Raw genomic sequence first — 24217 nt, 5'->3', positions numbered from 1 at the left:
GCCTAGAGGTAGGTCACACCAAGCACAATCAGCGACAGCAACACCGGAGAAACCGGAAGACCCCACAGAAACGCGGCCCAGATCTCGGACCGCCGGTCCTTACGCCGCCATGCCCGCCGGGCCAGCAGCGCCGAGATCAGCCCGATGCCCAGCGACGCAGCAGCGACGACCAGCACCCAGGTGGGCACGTTCGACGACGAGATGGCCGCGGAGATCCCCGCCAGCCACAGGATGTGACCCAGGATCAATCCGCCGACACCGGCAACCCAGATGGCTCTCAATTAGAAGTTGATCATGTGGCCGACCAGACCGTGGAAGCACTCTTGCATCGCTTCCGACATCGTCGGGTGGGTGTGCACGTTGCGAGCGAGTTCGTTGGCGGTCAGGTCCCACTTCTGCGCCAGGGTCAGCTCGGGCAGAAGCTCGGAGACGTCGTGACCGATCAGGTGGCCGCCCAGCAGTTCGCCGTACTTCTTGTCGGCGACGAGCTTGACGAAGCCGGTCGGATCACCGAGGCCGTGGGCCTTGCCGTTGGCGGTGAACGGGAACTTCGCGACGACCACGTCGTAGCCCTCGTCCTTGGCCTGCTGCTCGGTCAGGCCGAAGGAAGCCACCTGCGGCTGGCAGAACGTCGCGCGCGGCAGCATGCGGTAGTCGCCCAGCGCCAGCGTGTCGGCGCCGGCGATGGTCTCGGCGGCGACCACACCCATCGCCTCCGCGACGTGGGCGAGCTGCAACTTGCCGGTGACATCGCCGATCGCATAGATATGCGGCACGTTGGTGCGCATGTAGTCGTCGATGCCGATGGCCTTGCGGTCGGTCAGCTCGACGCCGGCCTTGTCCAGGCCGAAGCCCTCAACATTCGGCGCGAAGCCGATGGCCTGCAGCACCTTGTCGGCCTTGAGCTCGTCGGACTTGTCGTTCTTGCTCACCTTGACGGTGACCTGGCCGCCGTCGTCCTCAATGGACTCGACCTTGGTGCCGGTCAGGATCTTCACGCCAAGCTTCTTGTACTGCTTCTCGATCTCCTTGGAGACCTCGGCGTCCTCGTTGGGCAGCGCGCGCGGCAGGAACTCGACGATCGTGACATCGACGCCGTAGTTCTTCAGCACGTAGGCGAACTCCATGCCGATGGCTCCGGCGCCGGCGATAATGATCGAGCCGGGCAGCTCGCGCGTCATGATCTGGTTCTCGTAGGTGACCACGTTCTCCGACAGCGAGGTGCCGGGCACCAGGCGGGTGCTCGAGCCGGTCGCGATGATCGCGTTGTCGAACTCGACGCTCTCGGTGCCGCCCTCGTTCAGGTCGACCTCGATGCTGTTGGGTCCGGTGAACTTGCCGTACCCGTGGATCTCGGTGATCTTGTTCTTCTTCATCAGGAAGTGCACGCCGGCCACGCGGCCGTCGGCGACCTTGCGGCTGCGGTCGAACGCCGCGCCGTAGTCGAAGGTGGCCTCGCCGCTGATGCCGAACGTCTTGGCTTCCTTGGTGAAGATGTGGGCCAGTTCGGCGTTGCGCAGCAGCGCCTTTGACGGGATGCACCCGACGTTGAGGCACACGCCGCCCCAGTACTTGGGTTCGATGATGGCGGTGCTCAGCCCGAGCTGGGCGGCACGAATGGCCGCGACGTACCCGCCGGGACCGGCTCCGAGAACAACGACGTCATAGTGGGTCACGGTTCTCACCCTAATGGGCGCGGCAAGGCGAGTGCGTGCGCCGCCAGGGCGTCGACCAACGCGGGGTCGTGGCTGACGAGCACGACCGCGGCGCCGTCGGCGGCGAACTCGCCCAGCAGCGACACCACCGACCCGGTGGCGATCGGGTCCAGCATCGCGGTCGGCTCGTCGCACAGCAGGAAGCGGGCTCGCTGGGTGAGGACCCGGCCGAGACAGGCCCGCTGCAGCTGGCCGTCGCTGACCTGGCCCGGGTAGCGGTCCAGCAGTTCCGGTTCCAGGCCGACGCGGCGGGCCACCTCGTCGACGGCGGGCCGCTGTCCGCGGATCACGGCGGGTTCGGCGATGACCCGGGCCAGCGTCCAGCGCGGGTTGCACACCAGACGGGGATGCTGGGCCAGCAGCGCGACCGACCCCTTCGCCGGTGCGGGCGCGCCGTCGTAGCGGACCTCGCCCGCTTCGGCGGGGTGCAGCCCGGCCAGTACCCGCAGAAGCGTCGTCTTACCGCTGCCCGAGGTGCCGGTGACACCGGTGACCGCCCCGGCCGGCGCGTCCAGGTCCACACCCTCGAACACCGGCGCGCCGCGGAAGGACACCGTGAGGCCGCGCGCCTCGATCCCGCTCACACCGGCACCGTCCCGAGCAGCGCTCGCAAATAGGGGTCGGGGTCGGCGAGCGCGTCGGCCAGCGGTTGTCGGGACCGCACGGTGCCGCGGGTCATCACCGCGACGTCGTCGCACACCGCGGCGCGCAGCAGCGACGGCATGTCGTGGGTGATCACCAGCACCGCCGCGCCGTCGGCGGCCGCGGTGCCGAGCAGCCGCCAGACCAGTGCGGCATTCTCGGGGTCGAGCGCCGAGGTGGGTTCGTCGGCGAGCAGCAGTGCGGGACGGCCTGCCAGCGCCGCGGCGATCGCGACCCGCGCAGCCATGCCGCCGGACAGTTCGTGCGGGTACCGGTGCACCACCCCGGCCGGCAGCGCAACGGCCGCGCACAACTGCTCCGGGGTGCTGACGCCCATTTGCTCCTCGCGTCCGCGGACACCGATTTGCTCCTCGCGTCCGCGGTCGCCGATTTGCTCTTCGCGTCCGCTGACACCCAGCCGTGCGCTGATCTCGGCGAGCTGGGAACCGACGGTGCGCACCGGGGTGAACGACGTCGCCGCTGACTGGGGTACCACCCCGACATGCCGACCCCGCAACGCGCGCCAGGACCGTTCGTCGTCGGGACGCAGTTCGCGGTCGCCGATGTGCACGAGGCCGCGGGCCCGGGATCCCGGTGGCAGCAGACCGGACAGGGCAGCCACGACAAGTGACTTGCCGCAACCGGATTCACCGATCAGGGCCGTGACTTGTCCCGCCGGGACCTCCAGGTTCACGTCGTCGAGGACGTTGACGGTGTCCGGGCGGCGTCCGCGTCGCAGCGCGATATCCACCGTCAGACCGGCCAGCCGCGCGCCGGTCACCAGACCCGGCCCGCCGGTGCGCGGTGTCGCTCGCGCACGGATGCGCCTGCCGCGGCGAAGGTCAACGCGGACGCGATGAGTGCCACCGCCGGCACCGCCAAAGTCCACCACGCACCGGTGAGTACGGCGCCACGGGCTTCGCTGAGCAGTGTGCCGAGGCTGGCGCGGTCCGGCGACAACCCGACCCCGAGGAACGACAGCGTCGATTCGTGCCACACCGCGTGCGGCAGCAGCACGACCATCGCGACCAGTGCCTGCGCCAACACCGCCGGCACCAAGTGACTGCGCGCGACGAACCATCGCGAGGCGCCGGCCAGCCGGGAGGTCTGTACCCAACCCGCCTCGGCGACCGCGAGCAGTTCGGCACGCACCACCCGGGCCACAGCCGGCCAGTGCGTCAACGCGATCGAGGCGATGATCGCCAGCGGGGCGCCCCGCCACATCGCGGCGATGACGATCCCCACCACCAGGTGGGGCAGCGCGTTGACGCCGTCGACCAGTCGCATCACCACCGCGTCGAGCCACCCGCCGACCAGCGCCGCGCTGACACCGATGGCCAGCCCGAGGACGGTGGCCGCAACCGCGCACACCGCGGCGATCAGCAGGGACATCTGCAGGCCTTCGGCCGTTCTCGTCAGCAGGTCATAGCCCGAATGATCGGTGCCGGCAGGATGTTCGGCGCTCGGTGACTGCAACGCGGCGGAGAAGTCCGCCACCTGGTCGCCGGCGGCCAGCGGGATCCCCACCGCGACGACGACGATGACGCCCAGCACGATCCAGGGCGCGTCCCTCTTCATGCGGCCATCCTGATCCGCGGGTCGATCGCGACCGCAGCCGCATCCGAGAGAGCCGATCCGGCCAGCACCGCCACCGCGGCGGCAACCGTCAACGCAGCGAGCAGCGGAAAGTCCAGCGCTGCAGCAGAATCCACCAGCACAGCGGCCATGCCCGGCCAGCCGAAAACGGTCTCCACGATCGCCGCGCCCGCGATGAGCTCCGGAAGCCGGGTGCCCAACAACGCCAGGGTGGGAAGCACCGAGACGGGGGCGATATGCCCGCGCAGCAGCGCCCACCCGTGCACACCGCGTGACCGGGCGCCGCGCACCGCGTCGGAGTCGGCGCTCGCCGCCACCGCAGCACGGGTGGTCAACAGCAGCCACGGGATCATCGCCACCGTGAGTGCGACCCAGGGCAGGATGCCATGGCGCACAATGCCTTCCACCGTGTAGTCGGCGCCCGGTGCAGCAGCTCCGGAGGCTGGCAGCCAGCGCAGACCCACTGCCACGACCACCACGAGAGCCAGCGACACCACGAACGGCGGCACGGCCGCTAACGTCACCGAAACCCCGGTGACGGCTCGGTCGATCAACCCGCCGCGGCGCATGCCGGCCACGCAACCCAGCGCGAGAGCCACCGCCGTCGCGCTCAGCAGCGCTGCACCGGACAGCGTGAGCGTGAACGGCAGACGCTCGGCCAGCACGGTGGCCACTGGCTGGGACTGCGTCGACGACCACCCCAGCTCACCGCGGACCAGACCGCCGAGCCACTGCAACCAGGCCTGGTACCAGGGCTGGTCGGTGGCGTAGGCCGCGCGCATGGCGTCGCGTTGAGCCTCGGTGGCGAACTGGTAGTTGCCGCCGAGGTAGGCGGCCAGCGGGTCGAACGGGGACAGGGACGCGACGGCGAAGATCGCCGCCGAGATGGTCAGCGTCAGCGGGATCGCGATCGCGGTTCGGACCGCGAGCAACCGGACGGCCGCGCGCGAGCGCCGGACAGGCCGTCCCGCCGGGGGATGTTCGCCGGCCTCGGAAACCGCCGCCGAGGTCACCGCGTCCACGCTCCGGCTGCCTACCGCGTCCACGCGGCGATATTCCACCACGGACCCCAGGACACCCCGTGCGAGTGCGGCTCCATGATCGGCGCCGTCTGGTTCCAGCCTCGGTCCCGATAGGCGTAAGCGTGATCGAGGAAGACCAGAAACACCTGCGACGGCTGAGCCGCGTAGCTCGACTGAATGTCGCGATAGAGGCGGTCTTTCGCGGGGCCGGGGGCCGATCGGCTCGCCTCTTCGAGCATCCTGTCCAGGCCCGGTGCGGTGAAGTTCCCGGGGTTCGAGTACGGCGACGAGTCGGGCACCCGGGTGTGCAAGGTGTCGTAGGCCTGAGCATCGATGCTGTACGGCGTCGCGCCACCGCCGAGCAGCACCGCCGAGTCACCGAAGCGGGTGTCGATCTCGTCCCAGCTGGTGCCGCGGGGTCTGACGTCGACCCCGAGCGGTTTCATCGCGGCCGCATACGCGACGGAGAGGTCACGCCGCAAGGTGTCCTGCGCGTTGTACAGCAGTTCGAAAGATGCTCTCGCTCCGTCTTTTTCGCGGATCTGCCCCGCCCCAGGGCGCCAACCGGCTTCGTCGAGAACGGCTTTGGCGCCCTCGGGATCGAATGCGTATTGCGCGTCGGGGTTGTAGGCGTCGCCGTACGCCGGCGCCACCGGGGTACTCGCGGGACGCCCGTAGCCCACCAACACGTCACGCACCATCGCCGCGCGGTCGACACCGAGATTCATCGCGAACCGGGCGCGCACGTCCGCGGTGAACGGGTTCCCGGCGGGCAGGGCCACGCCGCGCCAGTCCGCGGACTGCACACCTACGGTCTGGATGTCGTCGCTGTCGATCGAAGCGATCAGCCGCGGCGGCAGGGTGGTGCCGTCCACCGCGCCTGCGACCATGCTCTGGGCGCGGGCGTTGTCGTCGGGGGTATAGGTGTACACAAGCCGCTTCACCTGAGCCGGCCGACCCCAGTAGTCGTCGCGCGCGACCAACACCGCCTGGTCAGGCCGCAAGCTGTCCAGCCGGTATGGCCCCGTGCCGACGGGCGCGGTGTTGACCGCCCAGTCCGCGGCCGGCGTCTCCTCGACCTTCTCCGACGGCAGGATGCCGATCAGCAGGTAGGGCTTCGGGTCGGCGGCGGTGTCCATCTCGATGACGACGGCGCCCGGACCGTCGGCGGTGATCGACACGATGGGGGCCACCGACGTCGATATCTGGGATGCCACCTGCGGGTCGCGCACGGCGGCGTAGGTCGCGACGACGTCGGCCGCGTCGAACGCGCTGCCGTCGGAAAACGTCACGCCGGGGCGCAACGGTATGCGCCAACGGTTGGGGCCCGCGGGTTCGGGTTCCGCACCGGCCAGCGCCGGTGCCAACCCGGGGACCGTGCTGTCGGCGTCCGCACTGGGGCGGTAGAGCCCTTCGTAGATCGGTGAGACCCCGGACTCGGAGTAGCCGTTGACCGGGTTGTATCCGCCGAGCTCGTAGCTCTCGGCGAGCACGATCTGCTCGGCCTGCTGCTCGTCCGCTTCGCCGGCGCACGCCGTGACGACAAGCGTGCTCATGACACAGACCAGCGCCGGACGCAATTTCATGTGTCTATCTGAACACATGAACTACATGACGGCGCAACTACCCGGGTGGACGGTTGCCTATCTGGGGATCCAGCCGAACACGTACGCGCCGTACAGCAGCGCCGCACCCGCCGCCGCGGCCAGCGGCGCCGACATCATCGCGAGCGCCATCGCGGCGATGCCGGGCCGCTCCTGCACCATCGCGGTCAGCAGACTGCCGACGACGCAGGCCACCACGAACACCAACACCGCGAACACCGGCACATCCTTGGCCGGCGAGTGAAACCACCAGAAGTACAGTCCGGCGCCGGCCCCGGCGCCGACGAGCCACACGCCGGTGAGGACGAGCAGGAAGCGCCACCGGCTCATGTACTGCGCGGCCGGGGGGATCGCGACAGGCTGCGCGGGTGGCGGCGGGATGGCCCCCGTGTCCGCCGGGTCGTCGAGGGCGACCTGATGCTCAGCCACCGGAAGCCACCTGGATCGCGGTCAGCGCGCCGAACCAGCCCGGACCGATGGCCAGGATCATCGCGCCGAGGGCGGTGACCCACCGCTTGCCCGACAGCAGGATCACCGACATCCCGATGACGCTCGGCACGCCGATCACCACGCCGATGGCGATGTCGGGACGGATGGTCGCGGTGACCTCGACCGCGGCGACGAGCGCGGCCATCATGCCGAGAGCGACGCCGATGATCATCACTCCGGCCAATACCGATGCTCGGGGCAGCGGGATCACGATGTCGACGATAACGCCGCGGCGGGCCCGAACCCGGGCGGCGCGCCCGAACGCGGAAGCGCGTTCCTGGTCGAGACCCGGGCCGGTTTGACCGCCAGGAATGCTATTCCGCGACGGGGAGCGCGCAGGCGTCGACCGCTTCGGCGACGACGTGCGTGCCGCTCGTCGCGGGCCGTTCCCCGCGTTCGTAGGCGGCCCCGGTGACCGGTGGCGCGCCTTCCAGCGCCCGGTTCTCGTCGCCGGTGAACGCGCGGCCCCGCGACAGGAATCGCTTGCCCTCGGGGGATTCCAGGCTGAAGCCGCCGCCGCGCCCGGGCACCACGTCGATCACCAGCTGGGTGTGCTTCCACGCGTCGAACTGCGGACCCGAGATCCACACCGGCACCCCGTCCTCGCCGACATCGAGCACCGCCAACAGCACGTCGCGGTCGCCGACCAGGAACTCCCCGGCGGGATAGCACATCGGCGACGACCCGTCGCAGCACCCGCCCGACTGGTGGAACATCAACGCGCCGTGCCGCTGCTGCAGTGTGCGCAGCAGTTCGGCCGCGGCCTCGGTCACCAGTGCCCGCTTCGGGATCTCCACGTCAGCCATTCTCGCCCTTCGTCGTCGCGGTTGCGCCGGCCGTGCGCGCAGTGCGGATCGCCGGGGCCACTGACGGTGGCAGCAGCAGCCGACAGTCGGCCGGGTAGTGCACCTGCAGGTCGATCGAGCCGGCGAACCGGTACGGCTGCGCCGCGAGCAGTCCGGTGAACTGTTTGCGCAGCCGCGACATCTCCGCGCGCACGGTGACCACCCGGGACCGGTCGCCGTACAGGTCCTCGGCGAGCTGCGGCGCGCTTCGACCCTGCGGTGAAATAGCCAGTGCACAAAGGATTTCCGCGTGCCGCAGGGTCAAGTCGTGGCGCCAGCTGCCGAAGTGTCCGGTCATCATCAGCGACGGCGAGTCCGGATCGGTGAAGTCGAGGGTTACCTGTGACACCCGCGCGTCCGCGCCGTCGGGCTCGGCCAAGCGCACCAGCCACCCACCGGGGAGCGGTTCGACGGCGCACATTCCCAGCGCGGTCAGCCAGACCCGTCCCGGCTCCATCTGTTCGGGTAACAGGATCCGGTTGTGCAAGGGCATCGCGTCGACGGCGGCCACCCAGCCCTCGGTGTCGACGGCCAGCGCGGGACTGCCCATCCGCGCCAGGATCGGGGCGGCCACCGCCCGCAGCCGGTTGAGGGTGCGGTCGTGTTCCTGCCGCAGGTGCGATTCGGCCAGCCGGGCGACGGCGTCGACGAGCGCGACGGTGGTCGGGTGCACGGTCGCCGCCGGGCCGGACACGTCCACCACGCCGATGACCTGGCCGGTGCGGGGATCCCGGATCGGCGCGCCCGCGCACGTCCACGGGTGATGGCTGCGCAGGAAGTGCTCGGCGGAGAACACCTGCACGGCGCGTTGCGACACCAGCGCAGTGCCGATCGCGTTGGTGCCGACCGCGCCCTCACCCCAGTTCGCACCTTCGACGAAGCCGAGCCGGTCGGCGTTGCTGAGCACCGCCGGCGACCCGGAACGCCACAGCACCCGACCGTGGGCGTCGGCCACGACGAGGATGTTGTCCCCGTCGGCGACCAGCGACTCCAGCCCGTGAGAGATCTCGTCGAGCACCTCCATCAGCCCCGACGACCGGCGCAGCATCTCCAGCGCACCGGTTTCGACGACCGTCGGCGTGTGGTCATCGCGGGTCCGGTTGTGCATGCCGCTGGCCATCAGGCGCTGCCAGGAGTCGCCGATGACGTCCCGGGGCCGCGCCGGCGCCCGGTGGCCGGCCATCGTCGCGTCGTAGACAGCCGACATCAGCCGCGCGTAGTCGCGCGGGTCTTCCCCGACGGCCACCGCGGGTTCAGGCACGGGCGAGCTGCCGACATTGCTGGGCATCGGTACCCATAGTGCTCCCCATCTCAGCGGTAGACCAGGCCGCCGTCGATCAAGCCGGACTGGCCGGTCATGTAGTCGGCGTCCGGGCCGGCCAGGTAGGACACGAAGCCGGCGACGTCCTCGGGTGTCTCGGCACGGCCGAGCGCGATACCGCCGACGAACTTCTCGTAGGTCTCCCCCTCGGCGGCGCCGGTCAGCTCGGCGAATCGCTTGTCGATCTCGACCCACATGTCGGTGCCGACGACGCCGGGGCAGTACGCGTTGACGGTGATCCCGTGGGCGGCGTGTTCCTTCGCGGCGGCCTGGGTGAGCGCGCGCACCGCGAACTTGGTCGCGCTGTACGGGCCGAGCATCGCGAAACCGTCGTGGCCCGCGATCGATGAGGCATTGATGATCTTGCCTTTGGTGCCGTTCGCCGTGAACTTCGCGACCGCGGCCTGGATGCCCCACAGCACGCCGTTGACGTTGATCGCCCACAGCTTCTCGACCTGCTCGGGAGTGACGTCGGCGATGGGCCCGACCAGCGCGATGCCGGCGTTGTTGACCATGATGTCGAAGCCGTCGAGCGCAGAGTCCGCATGGTCGACGGCGGCGAACACCTGTTCGCGATCGCTGACGTCGGCCACGAACGTCGTTGCCTTGCGGCCGATCTCGGTGATCTCGTCGGCGACGGCCGCGATGCCGTCGGGCGCCACGTCAACCAGCGCCACGTCGGCGCCGTCGCGGGCCAGGCGCAGCGCGATGCCACGCCCGATGCCACGCGCGGCGCCGGTCACCAGGGCCACCTTGCCGTTGAGTGTCATGATTCTCCGTTCGGATCGACGAGCACTTTCATCTTGGTGCCGGCATGCAGTGCCTCGAAGCCTTCGTCGACCACGTCGTCGATCGGGATCCGGGTCACCCAGCCGGTGGTGTCATACCTGCCCTGCGCCATCAGCGCGATCACCGCTTCGAAGTCGGCGCCGGTGTAGCACAGCGACCCCTGGATTCGGGACTCGTTCATCACCAGATTCAACAGCGGTGTCTCCAGCGGCTTTTCGTAGATCGCGACGCTGATCATCGGTCTGCGCGAGCCGATGCAGGCCAGTGCCGTGCTGACGGCTGGGGTGACGCCGGCCGCGTCGAACACGGCGTCGGCGCCGTCACCGCGGGTGTGATCGGCGACGAACGCCGGCACGTCGACGCTCGTCGGGTCCAACGTGGTGGCACCGAGCGCCTCGATGGCGGCGCGCCGGGTCGGTGACGGTTCGACCACGAGCACGTCATCAAGGCCCTTGCCGCGCAACGCGAACCACAAACCGATCCCGATCGGTCCGGCCCCGAACACCATCGCGGTGTCCCCCGGCTTCACGTCGCCGAGCGTCGCGGCGTGGTAGGCGACCGACATCGGCTCGACCAGAGCGCCGAGTTCCAGCGACACATGGTCGGGCAGCTTGTGCAACATGCCTGTCGGCACCACGGTGTACTCGGCCATGCCGCCGTCGGACATCAGGCCGTGGAAGCCGATCTGCTGGCACACGTTGTAGTTGCCGGCCCGGCACGGGCCGCAGCGGTCGCACTTGTAGATCGGTTCGACCGCCACCCGGTCGCCTTCACTCCAGCCGCTCACCCCGGCGCCGACCGCGGTGATGGTGCCGGAGAACTCGTGACCCATGGTCAACGGCAGTTGGGCACCGGTCAGTGGATGCGGCGAGGTCGGCACGAAGATCGGCCCGGCGTAGTACTCGTGCAGATCGGTGCCACAGATGCCGTTGAACCCGACCTTCAGCTTGACGGTGCCCGGCCCGGGTTCGGGTTCGGCGACGTCGCCGACTTCCAGCTTGTTCGGTCCGTAGTACACCGCTGCTCTCATGGCCGCATTTCTATGTGACCACGGCCACACCGGGAAAGGGTTGCAGGGGGTTGCAGCGGGAGTCGCCCCCGCACACTCGGTGTCATTGCAACGCTTCGCAACTCTTGCCGACCGGCACAGCAGCGGTGTGTCCTGGCTCACATGACTTCGACTCTTGACCCTCAGACCACCACCCAGCTGAGCCCGCAACAGCGGGTCGAGTACTGGCTGGCCGATTTCGAGGCGGCGCTGGCCGTCCGCGACATCGAACGCGCTGTCGGCATGTTCGCGGTGGACAGCTTCTGGCGCGACCTGGTGTCCTTCACCTGGAATCTCAAGACCCTGGAAGGCCGCGATCAGATCGCCGACATGCTGGGCGCACGGCTGGCCGAGACGGACCCGACCGGCTTCCGGACCCGCGAGGACGCCACTGCCGACGGTGATGTCGTCTCGGCGTTCATCGAGTTCGAGACCGCCGCCGGCCGCGGCACCGGGCATCTTCGGCTCAAAGGCGACTCGGGGACCGACCAGGCCTGGACGCTGCTGACCGCGCTGCAGGAACTCAAGGGGCACGAGGAGCGCAAAGGGCCCACCAGGGTGCTGGGAGCGGTGCACGGCGACGCCCCGGACCCGCGGTCGTGGGCCGAGAAGAAGGCCGCCGAGGACGCGGAGCTGGGCCGGACGGTCCAGCCGTATGTGCTGGTGATCGGCGGCGGGCAGGGCGGTATCGCGCTCGGCGCCCGGCTGCGCCAGCTCGGGGTGCCCGCGATCGTCGTCGACAAGCACGAACGCCCCGGCGACCAGTGGCGCAAGCGCTACAAGTCGCTGTGCCTGCACGATCCGGTCTGGTACGACCACCTGCCCTACCTGCCGTTTCCGCCGAACTGGCCGGTGTTCGCGCCGAAGGACAAGATCGGCGACTGGCTGGAGTTCTACACCCGGGTGATGGAGGTGCCGTACTGGTCGAAGACCACCTGCCTGTCCGCGTCTTACGACGAGGCGTCGCAGACCTGGACCGTCGAGGTCGACCGCGACGGCGAGCGACTGACCCTGCGCCCAACTCAACTGGTGCTTGCCACCGGCATGTCGGGCAAGCCGAACGTGCCGACGCTGCCGGGGCAGGACGTGTTCCGCGGCGACCAGCACCATTCCAGCGCCCACCCCGGCCCGGACGCGTACGTCGGCAAGAAGGCGGTGGTGATCGGATCGAACAACTCCGCCCACGACATCTGCAAGGCGCTCTACGAGAACGGCGTCGACGTGACGATGGTGCAGCGGTCGTCGACGCACATCGTCAAGTCCGACACCCTGATGGACATCGGGCTGGGCGACCTGTACTCCGAGCGGGCGCTGGCGGCGGGGATGACGACCGAGAAGGCCGATCTGACGTTCGCGTCGTTGCCGTACCGGATCATGCACGAGTTCCAGATCCCGCTGTACGACCGGATGCGGGAGCGCGACAAGGAGTTCTACGACCGGCTGGAGGCAGCCGGATTCCAATTGGACTGGGGCGCAGACGGTTCCGGGCTGTTCATGAAGTATCTGCGCCGCGGGTCGGGCTACTACATCGACGTCGGCGCCTGTGACATGGTGGCCGACGGCCGGATCAAGCTGGCCCACGGGGAGGTCGACCGCCTGACGGAGGACTCGGTGGTGCTCGCCGACGGCACCGTGTTGCCCGCCGACGTGGTGGTGTACGCGACCGGCTACGGCTCGATGAACGGGTGGGCCGCCGACCTCATCGGCCAAGAGGTTGCCGACAGGGTGGGCAAGGTGTGGGGTCTCGGTAGCGACACCCCGAAGGATCCGGGCCCGTGGGAGGGCGAGCAGCGCAACATGTGGAAGCCCACCCAGCAGCCCAATCTGTGGTTCCACGGCGGCAACCTGCACCAGTCACGGCACTACTCGCTGTACCTGGCGCTGCAGCTCAAGGCCCGTTTCGAGGGGATGCCGACCCCGGTGTACGGCCTGCAGGAGGTTCACCACCTCAGCTGAACTCGGCTCAGCTTCCGCCGAAATCGCATTCCACGCGCGTCAAGTTGCCTGACGCCCGCATGGAATGCGATTTCGGCGGTTGCGCAGAATGGGTGGCGTGACGGATACCCGCAGCGAGCACACCGACACCGACCCGCATCTCTGGCTAGAGGACGTCACCGGCGACGACGCGCTGAGGTGGGTGCGCGAGCACAACGAACCGACGCTGGCCGAGCTCGCCGGTGAACGCTTCGAGCAGATGCGGGCCGAAGCGCTGGAGGTGCTCGACACCGACGCGCGGATTCCGTATGTCCGCCGGCGCGGCGATTACCTGTACAACTTCTGGCGCGACGCCGAACATCAAAAGGGCGTCTGGCGGCGCACGACCCTGGACAGCTACCGCACCGAACAACCGGACTGGGACGTCATCATCGACGTCGACGAACTCGCGGCGGCCGACGGCGTGAACTGGGTGTGGGCCGGCGCGGACGTCATCGAGCCGGACCATTCACTGGCCTTGATCAGCCTGTCGCGGGGTGGATCCGACGCCGCCGTGGTGCGCGAGTTCGACATGCTCACCCGCAGCTTCGTCGAGGGCGGGTTCGAATTGCCCGAGGCCAAGTCACAGGTCTCCTGGGAGGACGAGAACACCCTGCTGGTCGGCACCGACTTCGGCGAGGGATCGCTGACCGAGTCGGGCTACCCGCGACTGGTCAAGCGGTGGCGGCGCGGGCAGCCGCTGGCGGAAGCCGAAACCGTGTTCAGCGGTGCGGAATCTGATGTGCTGGTGGCCGGCTCGCGCGACCGCACCGAAGGATTCGAGCGCACGCTGGTCAGCCGCGCGCTCGATTTCTTCAACGAGCAGGTCTACGAGTTGCGCGACGGCGAGCTGATCCGTATCGACGCCCCCACCGACGCCAGCATCTCGGTCCACCGCGAGTGGCTGCTGATCGAACTGCGCACCGACTGGACCTACGGCACCACGCCCTTCCCCGCCGGATCGCTGCTGGCCGCCGATTACGAGACATTCCTCGGCGGCACCGCCGAACTGCAGGTGGTGTTCACCCCCGACGAGCACACCTGCCTGCACCACTACGCGTGGACCCGAGATCGCCTGGTCGTCGTCACGCTGGCCGACGTCGCCAGCCGAGTGCAGGTCTACACGCCGGGGCCGTGGACAGCCGAGCCGGTGACCGGGCTGCCGGACAACACCAACACCTCGATCGTCGGCGCCGACAGCCTCGGCGACGAAATCTTCCTGGACTCTTCGGGTTTCGACACCCCGTCCCGGCTGCTACACGGCCCGGCCGGCGGTGAGCTCACCGAGATCAAACGGGCGCCTTCGTTCTTCGACACCGCCGACATCGACGTCTCGCAGCACTTCGCCACGTCCGACGACGGAACGCAGATCCCGTACTTCGTCGTCGGTCACCGGCATGTCGAGGCAGCCGGCCCGACGCTGCTCGGCGGGTACGGCGGTTTCGAGGTGTCCCGCACCCCGGGTTACGACGGAGTGCTGGGGCGGCTGTGGTTGTCCCGCGGCGGCACCTACGTGCTGGCCAACATCCGTGGCGGCGGAGAGTACGGCCCCACCTGGCACACCCAGGCCATGCGCGAAGGGCGCCACCGGGTCGCCGAGGACTTCGCCGCTGTGGCAAAGGATCTGGTGGCCCGCGGCATCACGACGGTCGAGCAGCTCGGTGCGCAGGGTGGGAGCAACGGCGGCCTGCTGATGGGCATCATGCTGACGAAGTACCCGGAGCTGTTCGGGGGCCTGGTGTGCAGTGTGCCGCTGCTCGACATGAAGCGGTTCCACCTGCTTCTCGCGGGGGCGTCCTGGGTGGCCGAGTACGGCGACCCCGACGATCCCGAGGATTGGGCGTTCATCTCCGAATATTCGCCGTATCAGAACATTTCGGCCGACAAGCGCTACCCGCCGGTGCTCATCACGACGTCCACCCGCGATGACAGGGTGCATCCGGGTCACGCGAGGAAAATGACCGCGGCGCTGGAGGCCGCCGGGCACCCGGTGCGCTACTACGAGAACATCGAGGGCGGCCATGCGGGCGCCTCCGACAACCCGCAGATCGCGTTCCGTTCGGCGTTGATCTTCGAATTCCTGCACCGAACGCTGAGCGGGCACTGAACATGACCGCGCCATGGAGGCCGCTATTCGCCGTCGCGGTGACGACGTTGGCACTGACCGGTTGCGCAGAGCAGATCACCGGAACGGCGGTGACGGCGGTGGGCGATGCACCCGCGGCGGCGACATCCGGCGGCGGCGAGGGCCTGTGCACGGCGGTGGACGCGCCACTGGAGGACATCCCCAGCGACGACGCCCGTGAACCACGCTTGCGTATCCCGGTACCGGACGGCTGGGAGCGCAACACCATGATGGACAGCCAGATCATCCGCTACACGATCGTCTCGACCGATCTGGTGGCCGACCGCTTCGCCACCAATGCCGTCGTCACCCTGGAATCGACCCGCGGTAATCCGTCGCCCGACGAGATATTCGAGCAGAACCGCGGCAACCTGAAGACCTTGATGGGCGCCTTCGATCTGGAGACCCAGGACAACACCACCTGCGGATTCCCCTCTGAGACAACTCACTACACGGCTCCCACGCTGGGGCCGGCCCCGGAGCGGCCGATCATCATGCATGCGGTCGCGGCCGAGGCGGGCGGCGCTACGTACCTGGCGACGCTGACGATTCAGACCACCGACCCGATCAACCCGAAATACGTCAAGGATTCCCAAGAGATCGTCGACGGGTTCCAGATGCTGTTGCCGAGTTCATGAGCACCGTCTCGTGGGTGTTGCTGGCTTCGGGCGCCCTCGCGCTGCTCCTCGGCGCCGTCGTCCCGGGATGGGACACCGCCACGGTGGCGGCTCGCGCGAGAAAACGCCGAATCTACTGGGCTGGAACTGTTCTCGGAGTGTTGTTGCTGTTCCTGGGGGGTCTGCCCGACGTGCAGAGTTCGGTCGCGTTCACCGCCGCCGCGGTGATCCTGATGACCGGCTGGGCGTACTTCCGCACACCCAACATCAAAATCGGCGGACGAATTCACTCGGCCTACGAGCCGTACCGGCAACCCGATCCACCGCCCCGAGGGTGACCACGGAGGCCGCCGGGATCAGGCGGCGTCGAAGGCGACCGGAATACGACACTGGTTCTCAGCGGCTGTCCAGCGCAATGCCAGGAAGATGTCGTCGGTCCAGTCCGAGAACGCCTGCCAGTCCTCCGGACGGCATTCCTTGTGAAGACAGAAACACTCCCCGCGGCACCCGAAACCGGGGATCACGCAACACCCTGCGCGCAAGGTGATAGCTGAGCAATTCCGGTCCATGGCTACCGATCGCGATCGGGCCACACGCTCGCGCCTGCGCGATGAGCCGATGGGCTTCGAGCGGGTCTTCCACGTGGTGGTAAGCCAACATCGGTAGCCCGGCGTCGAAAACACAAGGCAGAGCCCGCATGGCCGTCGTGTCAATCGTCATGGATTTCAGTGTTGCTGCAGCTCCGAGCCCGAACATCAGTACTCGGGTACCGAGATTTCGGTACCCGAGAACCTCTTTATCTCGCGCAGCTCAGGCTTCTAGGCTTGGCGTGTGCGGTTGACATGGCCGCTGACCGGCCGCTCCGATGAGACGCGACAGATCGAAGCCGCGCTGCTGGATTCCGCCTCGGCGGGCATCGTGGTCAGCGGTCCGGCGGGTGTCGGCAAGAGCCGCATCGTGCGGGACGCGCTCGCGGCGTTCACCGCTCGCGGATGGCAGGTGCGCTGGGTGGTCGGCACCTCGGCCGCGCGCAACCTGCCGCTGGGTGCGCTCACACCGTGGGCCCGAGCATCCGGCAACGACAGCCTGCAACTGATCCACGACGTGATCACGGCGCTGACCGCCTCGCCCGAGGGCGCCCCCGTGGCACTCGGGGTGGACGACGTCCAGCTGCTCGACGACCTGTCCACCGTCGTCGTCCATCAGACCATCCAGCGCGGACTGGCGCAGGTGGTGCTGACGGTCCGCGACGACGAACCCGTTCCCGCGGCCACCCAGGAGCTGTGGAAGTGCGGAGAGCTCGACCGGCTGGAGGTCGGCCCCCTCTCGGAGTCACAGACCGCCAGACTTCTCTCGGAAACCCTTGGCGGACAGTTGGATCCGGATGCCGTCAACCGGCTGTGGACGTTGACCCGCGGCAATCCCCTGTACCTGCGCAACATCGTCGAACAGGAGGTGTCCGACGGGCGGCTGGCGGTCCGCGGCGGTGTGTGGGCCTGGCACGGCAACCCCGTGATCCCGCGGCGCCTCGTGGAGCTCGTCGAGGCCCGCATCGGCGGGCTGTCCGACGCGGTCAGCACCGTCGTCGACGTCGTCGCCGTCGGCGAGCCGATCGCGATGCGGTCCCTGACCCGAATCACCGATCCGGCCGCAATCGAAGAGGCCGACCGCCGGGGGCTCGTCTCGTTCGAACCCGGCGGCGACACGGTCGAGGTCAGGCTCGCGCATCCGCTCTACGGCGAGGTGCGCCGGAGCCGGGCGCCGCAGACGACATTGCGGCGGCTACGAGGACTGGTGGGCGCCGAGCTGGGTGGCTCCGACCACCACGACGACATCCACACCGTGGTGCGCCGCGGCGCTCTGAGTCTGGACTCCGATCTGCCGCCCGATGTCGATCTGCTGCTCACCGCCGCCCGCGGCGCGGCCTGGATGATGGACCTCGCACTGGCGGACCGGTTGGCGGAGGGAGCCATCCGCGCCGGCGGAGGACCCGAAGCGCGTATCGTCAGGGCTTTCGTGCTGTCACTGCAGGGGGCGGGCAGTGAAGCCGAAGAACTTCTCGCCGAGGTGGATTCGACCCGACTCACGGACCGGGACCGAGCCCGGCTGACGTTCTTGCGCGCGGTCAACCTGTTCTTCACGATGGCCCGGCCGCGGCGCGCCAAGGAGTTGATCGACGACGTCTCAGCCCTCGCGATCCCGCAACACCCGTCGCTCAACGCCTTCAGCTGCGTGTACTGGGCGGGCATGGGCAATCCGACAGCCGCCCTGGAGTGCGCAGCGGCGTTCGAGCCGGCCCAGTTGCCCGACGACTTCCAGCGCAGATTGACCGCGTGGGCGGTCACGGTGGCGCACGGTGAGGGCGGACGCACCACCGAGGCCGTCGCCGCCGCCACGGCCGGATATCCGATCCCGGTGCGCGCGTTCATCATCATCGCGGACGCACACACCAACGCGCTGGCCCTGGCCGGTCGGATCGCCGACGCCGAGGCGGTCGCGGCGCTGATGCGCGACCAGGCGATCAACTCCCGGGCTGCGCCGTTCGGTCAGGTAGCGGTCGCGGTCAGCGGTCAGGCCGCCCTGGCCGCCGGGGGCCTCGACCGGGCGTGCGCACTGCTCACCAAGGTGGTCGAGCGGGCGGCGACGCGGAATCCGGCCACCGGTTTCAACTACCGTTATCGGATTCTGCTGACGACGGCGCTGGCGATGCGGGGCCTGACCGAGCACGCCGCGGTCGCGCTCGAGTGCCTGGAACACGCCGTCCATCCGAGCTGGCGGTATCTGGACTACGCCCGCGCGATCGCCGGCGGATGGGTGGCCTGCTGCAAAGGCGCCACCAGCGACGCAATCGAGACGGTCCGCGCCGCCGCCGAAACAGCCTGCCGCCGGCAGCAATTCGCCGCGGAGGTGCTGTGCCTGCAGACTGCGACCCAGTTCGGTGACAGCTCGACCGCCCCGCGCCTGGCCGAACTCCGCTGCATCGTCGAGGGCCCCCGCGTCGAGCTCGCCAGCCTGTTCGCCGCCGCCCTGGGGCGTGCCGACGCCCCGCAATTGGAAACTCTCTCAGGGAGTTTCGAACAGATGGGCGACCTGGTCGCTGCCGTCGACGCGGCCGCCTATGCGGCCGTGTGCTTCCGCAAGCAGAGCCTGCGCGGATCCGCTCTGCGGTGTTCGGCACGCGCCGAGACCCTCGCCCGGACCGCCGGTGGAGCCTGCACACCCGCGCTCCGGCAGGCCGTCGAACGGCTGCCGCTGACCGATCGCGAACGCGAGATCGTCATGCTGCTCACCGAGCCGATGTCCAACCGTGACATCGCCGACCGGCTTCAGCTGTCGGTGCGCACCGTGGAGAGCCACATCTACAACGCCATGGCCAAGACCGGAACCACCAGCCGCGACGAGCTCGCCGGCCTGCTGGACCACGTCAAGCGTCAGCCGAGCTGACAGCTCGCCCCTCAGAAATCACGGGTAACGGGTGCGTCAAAGGTCAGTACGGCGCTACTGATGTCGAGTGCCACTGACGGGGACGACGATGACATACACGCAACTGATCGAGGGGAGTACGACGATGACGATCACCATGCCTGCAAGAGTTAAAGCGCTGGTGCACTGGAGAAGTCATCATCCGAGGCGCGTCCGCACCGACTGGGATCTGCACGGCCACCCGCACCACCTGAACTTCGTCGAAAGTGCGTTGCTGTCGCGCGAGATGGACCGACTGTAGACGCACGCGTGCGCCGCCCCGCCGATGGTCGTGTAACCGGCCGAGGTGGAGGCGGCACTGCGGGGAGCGGTCGTCAGGCACGTACGGCTGGTGATGCGGGCCGGCGCAGCGCGCCGCCCACCGCGGCGCTGAGCACTCCGAGGATCACCAGCCCGCCGCCGGCGAGCAGGGTGTAGTTGAGCCACTGATGCAGGCTGTTCTCGGCGGCGGCCACCATCACCTCGGCCACGGTCCGGATGTTGCCGGTCGTCCGGTTCAGCGCGGCGTCCACGTACCTACCGCCGACCTCGATGGCCGCCCACCCTGCGGCGCCGACGAGAAGGGCCGAGACACCAAGCGCGGTAAGTGCTTTGCCGCGTGACCGGGCCGCGGCAAGGGTCAGCAGCGCGAACACGCCGGTGAGCACCGCGGCGCCGACGCTGGCCCACGGCCCCCAGGTCGCCAACCACCTCAGCTTGCCGGGCTGCAACTGCGGGGTGTCCACGGTGATGGGCACCGTGAGAGTGGGCGGTATCTGCAGGTCCAGGTTGCCGAGCGTGGCCGAGAACGACGGGTCGGACAGCATCGGCGCGACGTCGATGAGCCACTGGTCGGTGGAGTTGCCGCTGGGCACGGCCCCGGTGAACATCCACCGATGCGCGATGCGGTTGGCCTGCGCGAACTGTCCCGGGAAACCCGAGTTGCGCGTATAGGACTCCGCCACCTGCCGAACCAGCTCAGGATTGAGCGGATAACCGTTGGCGGCGCCCAGAGCGACGATCTGGGTGGTCAGCTCGGCGGCCATCGCGTCCTGCAGCCGCCGGTCTCCGGCAGCCGCCGCGGCCAGCGACGCGTAGCCGTCCTCGGACACGACGTGGGTCTGCACCCACACCGCGGGCACCGCCGCGACCAGCGCGACCGTCGTGAGCAGCCACAGCAGCAGCGCGGCGAGAAAGCGCACGGACGCGTCCTCCTGTCTCCTGCTGCGGGTCGCCGCCGTGGCGGCTCCGGGACGCGCGGGCTCAGTCGGAAAGGGCGCGCCCCACGATGAGCGGATCGGGCCTGCCCACCACGTCATGGTCCTTGTTGTCGTAGTCGAATCTACTCAGCACGTGCCGCATCGCGTTGATCCGGGCACGTTTCTTGTCGTTGCTCTTGACCACCGTCCACGGCGCGGTCTCGGTGTCCGTCCAGGCGAACATGTCCTCCTTGGCCGCGGTGTAGGCATCCCACTTGTCCAGCGACGCCAGGTCGGTGGGCGACAGCTTCCACTGCCGCACCGGGTCGACCTGACGGATCGTGAAACGGGTGCGCTGCTCGGACGCCGTCACGGAGAACCACAGTTTGGTCAGGCTGATGCCGTCGTTGACGAGCATCTGCTCGAAGAGCGGCACCTGCCTGATGAATTCGGCATGCTGCTTCGATGTGCAGAACCCCATCACCCGCTCCACACCGGCCCGGTTGTACCAGGACCGGTCGAACAGGACCATCTCACCGGCCGACGGCAGGTGCTGCACATAGCGCTGGAAGTACCACTGCGTACGTTCCTTCTCGGTGGGCTTCTCCAGCGCCACCACCCGGGCGCCGCGGGGGTTGAGGTGCTCCATGAACCGCTTGATGGTGCCGCCCTTGCCCGCTGCGTCACGTCCTTCGAACACGATGACGTGCCGGTGCCCGTGGGATTGACTCCACTTCTGCAGCTTCAACAGCTCGATCTGCAGCAGGCGCTTCTGTTCCTCGTACTCCGGCCGGCTCATCCGCTCGTCATACGGATAGTTCTCGCGCCAGGTGTCGACGACCTGCCCGCTCGGCTGCAGCAGCAGGACGGGGTCGTCGTCATCGTCGTCGACGACGGTGTAGCCGGACAGGTCCAGAGTCACCGGCGCAAGCTACCCACCACGACGGACCGGGAGGTGACGCGCCGGTGAACAGCCGGGATGAGCTACTTCGCCACCCGCCGCGGACGGATCAACGCGAGTTTGGTCATCAGCGTGTTCATCCGCTTCAGCGCGCGCGGGGAGTTGTTGTAGTAGTTGCCGCCCGCGCCGACGCGCGTGCGCGGGCTGACCACCGTCTCGATCCGGCAGTACTTGCGCAGACCTTCGGGCCCGCCGAAGCGGGCACCGATCCCCGAGGTCTTCCAGCCGCCCATCGGGGCGGTGGTGCACATCAGGTTGGAGATCACGTCATTGACGTTCACCCCGCCGCAATCCAGTTGCACCGCAATCGCTTCAGCACGCTCGACGTCCTTGGAGAACACCGCCGCCGACAAACCGTAGGGGCTGTCGTTGGCCAGCCGGACCGCCTCTTCGACCGAGGACACCTTCATGATCGGCAGCGTCGGCCCGAACGTCTCCTCGGTCATGCAGGCCATCGAGTGGTCGACGTCGACCAGCACGGTGGGTTCGTAGAAGCTGCCGGGCCCGGTTCCGCGTTTGCCGCCCGTCAGCGCGCGGGCGCCCTTGGCCAGCGCGTCCTGAACATGGCGGGCGGTGATCTCGACCTGGCTGTCGTCGATCAGCGCGCCGAAGGCGTGCCCGTCCCCCGCACCCATCTTCAGGTTCTGCACGTCGCGGACCACGGCGGCGACGAACTGGTCGTAGACCTGCTCGAGCACATACACCCGCTCAACCGACACGCAGGTCTGCCCGGCGTTGAACATCGCACCCCACACCGCGGCGTGGGCGGCCAGGTCGACGTCGGCGTCTTCGAGCACGATCATCGGGTCTTTGCCGCCGAGTTCGAGGCTGACCGGGGTGAGCCGGCGCGCGGCCCGCTCCATGACCTTCGCACCGGTCGCGCTGGATCCGGTGAACTGGATGTAGTCGGAGTTGTCGATGACGGCCTCGGACACCTCGCGCGCGCCCTGGGCCAGCGCCAGCACGTCGGGGCCGCCGGAGTCCAGCCAGCCGCGCAGCAGCAGTTCGGCGGTCAGCGGGGTCCGCTCGGACGGTTTGAGCAGCACCGCGCAGCCCGCGGCGAGCGCGCCGATCGCATCCATCAACGCGTTGGCGACCGGGTAGTTCCACGGCGCGATGATGCCGACGACCGGGCGGGGCCGGTAGTGCACGGTGATCTTCTTGATCGACAGGAACGGCAGCGACGCCGGGCGGGACTCCGGCGCCAGCGCCTTGGCCATGGTCCGGACGTAGTACGACGTGATCATGATGATCAGCGGGACTTCCTGTGCCGCGTCCCCGGCCGACTTGCCGGTTTCGGCGATCAAGAGCCGCTCGATCTCGTCCCGGTGCTCGCCCAGCCACACCGCGTAGCGGGCCAGCACCTTCGCGCGTCCCTTGGCGCCGCGCGCCTCCCACTCCCGCTGAGCGGTGCGCAGGCCGGCCGCCACTCGGGTCACGTCGGCGGGATCAGTCCAGCGCACCTCTCCGGCGATCGCGCCGGTAGCAGGGTTCCTGATCGTTGCGGTGCCGGTGAAATCGGTGGAGGTGCCGGCGTCAGACGTCGCTGTCATTCCTCCATGCTAACGACCGGTGTGATCCAGCCCGCATTCGGGTTTGACGCCTGTCAAGTCTCGCGGCGGGCACGGCCAGGCACGCCAGCGCGCTGCCCAGCAACAGAGCGCCGACCGCATCGGTGAAGTAGTGATAGGCGACGGCCTGCCCGATCACCGCGAGCGCCAGGAATGCCGCGGCGCCCACCACAGCCCACACCGTCACGCCCACAAGAAGAACCGTCATCGCCACCACCACGACCGTCACCGTCGTGTGCCCGCTCGGATAGCACAACCCGCCTTCCTTCACTCGCCCGAACAGGGTCTTGCCCAGTCGGGCGGCCAGCACGCCGGCAAGCGGCGTCACCGCGGCGATCACGGCGAGCCGCCGTCGCCGCTGGATGAGCGCCGCCACGATGACGACCGCCGACACCGCCATGAGCAGTCGGCCGTCGCTGGCCAGCAACAGGTATCTGAGTTCCGGGTGCCGACGGCCGAGTTCCTGAAACCAGTCGTCGACCGGTGTCGAACCCTTGCCGACCGCCAGGCCGAGCACGATCAGCCCGGCCAGACCGATCGCCGGCCACCACCTGATCAGCGGCCTCAGCGCACCAGACCCCGGATGTAGGCCGCCTGGCCGAGGTGCTGCGCGGCGTCGTCGATGATGCTGACCAACCGCGCGCTCGCCGTCACCGGTGGGGTCCACCGGCGGTCGACGATGCGGGCGAGTTCGTCGGCCGTCACCGACGCGACGTATTCCAGCGAAAGCTTGTGCACCGCATGGTAGTAGCCGGCGAGGAGTTTCGCCGGTGCGCGCACCTTGGCCACCTCGTCGGGGGTGTGCCCGTAGCCGTGCGCGTCGCGGGGCAGATCGAGGGCGAACTTGTCCACCCAGCCCTCGCGGAACCACACCTGTTCCACGCCGGCAAGATCGCACAGCTGGGCGTCCTGGATTCGGGCGCTGTGCCAGATCAGCCACGCGATGGTGTTGGCGTCCGGCGCCGGCCGGTAATAGGCCACCTCGTCGGTCAGCCCGTCGGTGAGGTCGTCGACGTGCTCGATGAGGCGGGTGAACGAGTCGCGAAGCAGTTCCCTGGCGGCATCTATTTCGGCCATGCCCGCCAAGCTACGCCCCGTGGAAGACCGCCTCTAGTGTCCTGAGTCATTAATTGCGATCTAGTTGTTAGACTGGGTTGTGCCGACACCTCATGCCGCGAAGATTGTCTTGACCACTGACGAGCGGGCCGAGTTGGAGGGGTGGGCGCGGCGACGATCC

The 24217-nt window shown here is 68.7% G+C and carries 25 protein-coding genes; 6 read left to right on the top strand and 19 right to left on the bottom strand.

Features of this window, described 5'->3' with window-relative positions:
• Positions 1 to 2 precede the first annotated feature (2 nt).
• The 13 genes from ACTWP6_RS22970 to ACTWP6_RS22910 form a co-directional block, all read right to left on the bottom strand.
• Entirely contained in the window at positions 3 to 281 is a 279-nt protein-coding gene (locus tag ACTWP6_RS22970) for a hypothetical protein (RefSeq protein WP_260756807.1), read from the bottom strand.
• On the bottom strand, positions 282 to 1676 hold the full coding sequence (gene lpdA, locus ACTWP6_RS22965; RefSeq protein WP_443188877.1) for a dihydrolipoyl dehydrogenase: 1395 nt from the start codon (positions 1674 to 1676) through the stop codon (positions 282 to 284).
• A 5-nt stretch (positions 1677 to 1681) separates the two neighbouring features.
• Positions 1682 to 2299, bottom strand: coding sequence for an ABC transporter ATP-binding protein (locus ACTWP6_RS22960; RefSeq protein WP_443188876.1), 618 nt, complete (start codon positions 2297 to 2299; stop codon positions 1682 to 1684).
• Entirely contained in the window at positions 2296 to 3141 is an 846-nt protein-coding gene (locus tag ACTWP6_RS22955) for an ATP-binding cassette domain-containing protein (RefSeq protein ID WP_443188892.1), read from the bottom strand. The genes ACTWP6_RS22960 and ACTWP6_RS22955 overlap by 4 nt, the downstream gene beginning before the upstream one ends.
• Positions 3135 to 3935 carry an ABC transporter permease gene (locus tag ACTWP6_RS22950; RefSeq protein WP_443188875.1) on the bottom strand — a complete coding sequence of 267 codons (801 nt, stop codon included), beginning with the start codon at positions 3933 to 3935 and terminating at the stop codon, positions 3135 to 3137. The genes ACTWP6_RS22955 and ACTWP6_RS22950 overlap by 7 nt, the downstream gene beginning before the upstream one ends.
• Positions 3932 to 4885 carry an ABC transporter permease gene (locus tag ACTWP6_RS22945; protein WP_443188891.1) on the bottom strand — a complete coding sequence of 318 codons (954 nt, stop codon included), beginning with the start codon at positions 4883 to 4885 and terminating at the stop codon, positions 3932 to 3934. The genes ACTWP6_RS22950 and ACTWP6_RS22945 overlap by 4 nt, the downstream gene beginning before the upstream one ends.
• A gap of 101 nt (positions 4886 to 4986) precedes the next feature.
• Entirely contained in the window at positions 4987 to 6561 is a 1575-nt protein-coding gene (locus ACTWP6_RS22940; protein WP_443188874.1) for an ABC transporter substrate-binding protein, read from the bottom strand.
• A 57-nt stretch (positions 6562 to 6618) separates the two neighbouring features.
• Positions 6619 to 7008 (bottom strand): hypothetical protein, encoded by a 390-nt coding sequence (locus ACTWP6_RS22935; protein ID WP_260756801.1) that lies wholly within the window; start codon positions 7006 to 7008, stop codon positions 6619 to 6621.
• Positions 7001 to 7279 carry a putative holin gene (locus ACTWP6_RS22930; RefSeq protein WP_260756800.1) on the bottom strand — a complete coding sequence of 93 codons (279 nt, stop codon included), beginning with the start codon at positions 7277 to 7279 and terminating at the stop codon, positions 7001 to 7003. Before ACTWP6_RS22930 ends, ACTWP6_RS22935 begins: the two co-directional genes overlap by 8 nt.
• Before the next feature lie 103 nt (positions 7280 to 7382).
• Entirely contained in the window at positions 7383 to 7874 is a 492-nt protein-coding gene (locus tag ACTWP6_RS22925; protein WP_396885010.1) for a DUF779 domain-containing protein, read from the bottom strand.
• Positions 7867 to 9201: a GAF domain-containing protein gene (locus ACTWP6_RS22920; RefSeq protein ID WP_443188873.1), complete on the bottom strand. Its 1335-nt coding sequence runs from the start codon at positions 9199 to 9201 to the stop codon at positions 7867 to 7869. Before ACTWP6_RS22920 ends, ACTWP6_RS22925 begins: the two co-directional genes overlap by 8 nt.
• A gap of 23 nt (positions 9202 to 9224) precedes the next feature.
• On the bottom strand, positions 9225 to 10004 hold the full coding sequence (locus ACTWP6_RS22915) for an acetoin reductase (protein ID WP_443188872.1): 780 nt from the start codon (positions 10002 to 10004) through the stop codon (positions 9225 to 9227).
• The gene (locus ACTWP6_RS22910) at positions 10001 to 11053 is read right to left on the bottom strand and encodes a 2,3-butanediol dehydrogenase (RefSeq protein ID WP_443188871.1); all 1053 of its coding nucleotides are present in this window, start codon (positions 11051 to 11053) and stop codon (positions 10001 to 10003) included. The genes ACTWP6_RS22915 and ACTWP6_RS22910 overlap by 4 nt, the downstream gene beginning before the upstream one ends.
• Positions 11054 to 11194: 141 nt before the next feature.
• Here ACTWP6_RS22910 and ACTWP6_RS22905 point away from each other — a divergent pair, with 141 nt between their 5' ends.
• The 4 genes from ACTWP6_RS22905 to ACTWP6_RS22890 all read left to right on the top strand — a co-directional run bounded on the left by ACTWP6_RS22905 (position 11195) and on the right by ACTWP6_RS22890 (position 16125).
• On the top strand, positions 11195 to 13027 hold the full coding sequence (locus ACTWP6_RS22905) for an NAD(P)-binding domain-containing protein (protein ID WP_443188870.1): 1833 nt from the start codon (positions 11195 to 11197) through the stop codon (positions 13025 to 13027).
• A gap of 88 nt (positions 13028 to 13115) precedes the next feature.
• Entirely contained in the window at positions 13116 to 15152 is a 2037-nt protein-coding gene (locus ACTWP6_RS22900; RefSeq protein ID WP_260756794.1) for a prolyl oligopeptidase family serine peptidase, read from the top strand.
• Between the two features lie 2 nt (positions 15153 to 15154).
• Positions 15155 to 15808, top strand: a complete 654-nt coding sequence (locus ACTWP6_RS22895; RefSeq protein WP_443188869.1) for an LpqN/LpqT family lipoprotein — start codon at positions 15155 to 15157, stop codon at positions 15806 to 15808.
• Entirely contained in the window at positions 15805 to 16125 is a 321-nt protein-coding gene (locus ACTWP6_RS22890) for a hypothetical protein (protein ID WP_443188868.1), read from the top strand. The genes ACTWP6_RS22895 and ACTWP6_RS22890 overlap by 4 nt, the downstream gene beginning before the upstream one ends.
• Positions 16126 to 16183: 58 nt before the next feature.
• On the opposite strand, the gene ACTWP6_RS22885 is transcribed toward ACTWP6_RS22890, so the two are convergent.
• Complete coding sequence (locus ACTWP6_RS22885) at positions 16184 to 16507, bottom strand: hypothetical protein (RefSeq protein WP_443188867.1); 324 nt, start codon at positions 16505 to 16507, stop codon at positions 16184 to 16186.
• 111 nt (positions 16508 to 16618) lie between these two features.
• Between ACTWP6_RS22885 and ACTWP6_RS22880 the strand changes: the two genes are divergently transcribed.
• Both ACTWP6_RS22880 and ACTWP6_RS22875 read left to right on the top strand, forming a co-directional pair.
• A complete protein-coding gene (locus ACTWP6_RS22880; protein ID WP_443188866.1) occupies positions 16619 to 19231 on the top strand; it encodes a LuxR C-terminal-related transcriptional regulator in 2613 nt (870 codons plus the stop codon).
• A gap of 124 nt (positions 19232 to 19355) precedes the next feature.
• Complete coding sequence (locus ACTWP6_RS22875) at positions 19356 to 19511, top strand: hypothetical protein (protein ID WP_443188865.1); 156 nt, start codon at positions 19356 to 19358, stop codon at positions 19509 to 19511.
• A 73-nt stretch (positions 19512 to 19584) separates the two neighbouring features.
• Here ACTWP6_RS22875 and ACTWP6_RS22870 read toward each other — a convergent pair whose 3' ends face one another.
• The 5 genes from ACTWP6_RS22870 to ACTWP6_RS22850 all read right to left on the bottom strand — a co-directional run bounded on the left by ACTWP6_RS22870 (position 19585) and on the right by ACTWP6_RS22850 (position 24057).
• On the bottom strand, positions 19585 to 20451 hold the full coding sequence (locus tag ACTWP6_RS22870) for a hypothetical protein (protein WP_260756786.1): 867 nt from the start codon (positions 20449 to 20451) through the stop codon (positions 19585 to 19587).
• A 61-nt stretch (positions 20452 to 20512) separates the two neighbouring features.
• Positions 20513 to 21370, bottom strand: a complete 858-nt coding sequence (ppk2, locus tag ACTWP6_RS22865) for a polyphosphate kinase 2 (RefSeq protein ID WP_443188864.1) — start codon at positions 21368 to 21370, stop codon at positions 20513 to 20515.
• A 62-nt stretch (positions 21371 to 21432) separates the two neighbouring features.
• Positions 21433 to 22962, bottom strand: coding sequence for an aldehyde dehydrogenase family protein (locus ACTWP6_RS22860; RefSeq protein WP_260756784.1), 1530 nt, complete (start codon positions 22960 to 22962; stop codon positions 21433 to 21435).
• On the bottom strand, positions 22946 to 23497 hold the full coding sequence (locus ACTWP6_RS22855; RefSeq protein ID WP_443188863.1) for a PA-phosphatase: 552 nt from the start codon (positions 23495 to 23497) through the stop codon (positions 22946 to 22948). The genes ACTWP6_RS22860 and ACTWP6_RS22855 overlap by 17 nt, the downstream gene beginning before the upstream one ends.
• A gap of 47 nt (positions 23498 to 23544) precedes the next feature.
• Entirely contained in the window at positions 23545 to 24057 is a 513-nt protein-coding gene (locus ACTWP6_RS22850) for a mycothiol transferase (protein WP_443188862.1), read from the bottom strand.
• Positions 24058 to 24217 lie beyond the last annotated feature (160 nt).

Origin of the sequence: Mycobacterium sp. 4D054, assembly GCF_052245755.1 — a bacterium.
Lineage (GTDB): Bacteria > Actinomycetota > Actinomycetes > Mycobacteriales > Mycobacteriaceae > Mycobacterium.
The sequence above is the reverse complement of the archived record's forward strand: the minus strand, read 5'-3'. Positions and strand labels throughout refer to the sequence as shown.

Coding starts and splice junctions, on each gene's coding strand:
- ACTWP6_RS22950 (WP_443188875.1), bottom strand. CDS start 3,935: ATGAAGAGGGACGCGCCCTGGATCGTGCTGGGCGTCATCGTCGTCGTC.
- ACTWP6_RS22940 (WP_443188874.1), bottom strand. CDS start 6,561: ATGAAATTGCGTCCGGCGCTGGTCTGTGTCATGAGCACGCTTGTCGTC.
- ACTWP6_RS22925 (WP_396885010.1), bottom strand. CDS start 7,874: ATGGCTGACGTGGAGATCCCGAAGCGGGCACTGGTGACCGAGGCCGCG.
- ACTWP6_RS22920 (WP_443188873.1), bottom strand. CDS start 9,201: ATGCCCAGCAATGTCGGCAGCTCGCCCGTGCCTGAACCCGCGGTGGCC.
- ACTWP6_RS22915 (WP_443188872.1), bottom strand. CDS start 10,004: ATGACACTCAACGGCAAGGTGGCCCTGGTGACCGGCGCCGCGCGTGGC.
- ACTWP6_RS22910 (WP_443188871.1), bottom strand. CDS start 11,053: ATGAGAGCAGCGGTGTACTACGGACCGAACAAGCTGGAAGTCGGCGAC.
- ACTWP6_RS22905 (WP_443188870.1), top strand. CDS start 11,195: ATGACTTCGACTCTTGACCCTCAGACCACCACCCAGCTGAGCCCGCAA.
- ACTWP6_RS22900 (WP_260756794.1), top strand. CDS start 13,116: ATGGGTGGCGTGACGGATACCCGCAGCGAGCACACCGACACCGACCCG.
- ACTWP6_RS22895 (WP_443188869.1), top strand. CDS start 15,155: ATGACCGCGCCATGGAGGCCGCTATTCGCCGTCGCGGTGACGACGTTG.
- ACTWP6_RS22890 (WP_443188868.1), top strand. CDS start 15,805: ATGAGCACCGTCTCGTGGGTGTTGCTGGCTTCGGGCGCCCTCGCGCTG.
- ACTWP6_RS22885 (WP_443188867.1), bottom strand. CDS start 16,507: ATGACGATTGACACGACGGCCATGCGGGCTCTGCCTTGTGTTTTCGAC.
- ACTWP6_RS22875 (WP_443188865.1), top strand. CDS start 19,356: ATGACGATCACCATGCCTGCAAGAGTTAAAGCGCTGGTGCACTGGAGA.
- ACTWP6_RS22860 (WP_260756784.1), bottom strand. CDS start 22,962: ATGACAGCGACGTCTGACGCCGGCACCTCCACCGATTTCACCGGCACC.
- ACTWP6_RS22850 (WP_443188862.1), bottom strand. CDS start 24,057: ATGGCCGAAATAGATGCCGCCAGGGAACTGCTTCGCGACTCGTTCACC.